Raw genomic sequence first — 2719 nt, 5'->3', positions numbered from 1 at the left:
ACAGCCCCGCCGGGCGTCTTCGTTTCCGGCATCAGGCCGCGCGGCGGGCCATGCCCTCCGGCTCGGCCTGCAGGCGGAAGCGCGACACCGCCACCGCCAGCTGCTCGGCCTGCTCCTCCATCGCACGGGCGGCGGCACTGGCTTCCTCCACCAGCGCGGCGTTCTGCTGAGTGGTTTCGTCCATCTGCACCACGGTCTGGTTGACCTGCTCGATGCCGGCCGACTGTTCGCGCGACGCGGCCGAGATCTCGGCCATGATTTCGTTGACCCGGCCGACCTGACCGACGATGTCCTGCATGGTGCGCCCCGCACCGTGCACCAGCTGCGCACCGGCACCGACCTGGGCCACCGAGGCGTCGATCAGCTCCTTGATCTCCTTTGCAGCACCCGCCGAGCGCTGCGCCAGCGCCCGCACTTCACTGGCCACCACTGCGAAGCCACGGCCCTGTTCACCGGCGCGCGCAGCTTCCACTGCCGCGTTCAGCGCCAGGATGTTGGTCTGGAACGCGATGCCATCGATCACCGAGATGATCTCGGCGATACGCTGCGAAGACGCCTCGATCTGCTCCATGGTGTGCACCACCTGGCTGACCACCTGGCCGCCTTCGCTGGCCACGCCCGCTGCGGAACCTGCCAGCGTGTTTGCCTGCAGCGCATGGTCGGCATTCTGGCGCACGGTGGAGGTCAGTTCTTCCATCGACGCGGCGGTTTCTTCCAGGTTGGCGGCCTGCTGTTCGGTGCGGCGCGACAGGTCGCTGTTGCCGGCGGCGATCTCACCGGCGGCCAGGCGGATGCTGGCCGCCGACTGCTGGATCTGGCCGACGATCTGGGTCAGCTGCTGCACGGTGCTGTTGGCATCGTCGCGCATCACCGCAAACACGCCGTGGAAGTCGCCCTGCATGCGGGCACTGAGGTCACCGGCGGCGATCGCGCGCAGCAGCGTCGACAGTGCCGCCAGGTTGTGGTCGCTGACCTGCATCATTGTGTTGAGCGTCTCCACCATGCGGCGGAAATCATGGTCGAAGCGCAGTGCATCACCGCGCACGGCGAAGTCACCGGCGGCGGCGGCGGCGGCCAGCTGCTGGATCTGCTCGTTGATCGCAGCCAGGTTGCGCTTGGTGGTCGCCATTGCGGCAGTGAACACCGCCTTCTCGCCCGGCAGCGCTTCCATGTCCACGCTGAGGTCGCCCACGGCATAGCGCTGCATCACTTCAACCAGGCGCTGGGTGACCGCATTGCTGGAGGCCACGAGCTGGTTGCTGTCGGCCACCATGCGGCCGTACTCGCCCGGGAAGGCCGCAGCATCCATGCGATAGCTGAGTTCACCGGCATCGTGGCGGCGCGCCATTTCGGCCTGCGCAGCCATCACCGACTTCAACTGCCCACGCATGCCCTGCATCGCGTCCAGCAGGCGCCCTACTTCGTCGTTGCTGCGCGCAGGCAGCGTGCTGTCCAGCTTGCCGGCGGCGACATCACCAGCCACGCGCACCGCTTCGGCCAACGGGCGGATCGCCAAGCGGCGCAGCAGCACGTAGACACCGGCGCTGAGGGTCAGCGCGGCGATCACGCCGACCAGCAGGGTCAGCCACAGCAGCTGGCGTGCCTCAGACACGATCACCGCATGCGGCATCACCACGCCCAGCGCGAAGCGTTGCGGGGCGTCGCCCACGCGCAGCGGCACGTACACGCGTACGTTGCCGGCCGCGTCGGGGCTGAAGGCCTCGAACGGACGGTCGGCGGCGATGTCGGCCAGCATGGTGCGGGTCAGGGCATCGTTGCGCGGCTTGCCGATCTCGGCGGCATTGGCCGAGGCCAGCACCACGCCCTTCGGCGACAGCAGTTCGACGCGGCCAGCCCCCATCGGCTTCAGCGTTGCCAGGTGCTTCTGCAGCGCTGCCAGCGAGAAGTCGACGGTGAATACACCGAGGAACCTGTCGTTCTCGATGATCGGCGTGCTCAACGTGCTCATCAACACCTGCTGCCCGGCGATGTCATAGGCATAGGGTTCGCTGACCTTGGGCAACTTGTCGCGGCTGGGCACCATGTACCAGTCACCGGAACCGCTGGCAGTCTCGGTGTAGTCGGTCATCACCGACTGCTGCGGTTTGCCGTCGTGCCAGGCCCAATAGCTCATGTAGCGGCCGGTGGCATCGTGTGCTTCGGTATTGACGAACTCCGCATCCTTGCCGTCGAAGGCGTCGGCCTCCCACATGGTGCTCTTGCCCAGCCATTGAGGATGAGCACGCAGCTGTTCGCCGAGCACCGCCGCCAGGCTGGCGCGGTCGGGTATGTCACCACGGGCACGCTGGGCCAGCACGGCCTCGACCATGGCGTCATTGCTGGCGAAAGCGGTGCCCAGATCAGCCGCCACCTGGCGCGCCTCGGCGTTGGCCTCGCTGGTCATGGTCTGGCGCGAGGCGCTGATCAGACTGGCGCTGGCCTGTCGGTAGATCAGGAACGCGGTCAGGCCGAAGCACAGCAGCGCGATCACGGCGGTGCCCAGCATCAACTTGTGGGCGATGCTGCCTGGGCGTTGGGCAGTGGCAGAGCGGGAAGAAGGCATGGGAGGGTCCGCAAGGCAGTTCAGGACGACCGGCACCACGAGGGCACCGCGCAGGCGCGCGATCCGTCGCGCAGGCCACCGGCCGCCGGGGCGCGCCCGGCGCTGGAAGCGCACTGGGTTAGCGGCCGCCCGCCAACGAGGTTGAGGCGGGCGGCC

Annotated in this window: 1 protein-coding gene; it reads right to left on the bottom strand. The window is 68.1% G+C overall.

The genetic code is table 11. The annotated features are described in order from the left end of the window. Positions 1-31 precede the first annotated feature (31 nt). Positions 32-2563: a methyl-accepting chemotaxis protein gene (locus ABGA94_RS16770; protein WP_375367822.1), complete on the bottom strand. Its 2532-nt coding sequence runs from the start codon at positions 2561-2563 to the stop codon at positions 32-34. Between the last annotated feature and the right edge of the window lie 156 nt (positions 2564-2719).

It is taken from the genome of Stenotrophomonas sp. 3diitr2024 (genome assembly GCF_042136455.1).
GTDB classification, from domain to species: Bacteria; Pseudomonadota; Gammaproteobacteria; order Xanthomonadales; family Xanthomonadaceae; genus Stenotrophomonas; species Stenotrophomonas sepilia.
The sequence above is the reverse complement of the archived record's forward strand: the minus strand, read 5'-3'. Positions and strand labels throughout refer to the sequence as shown.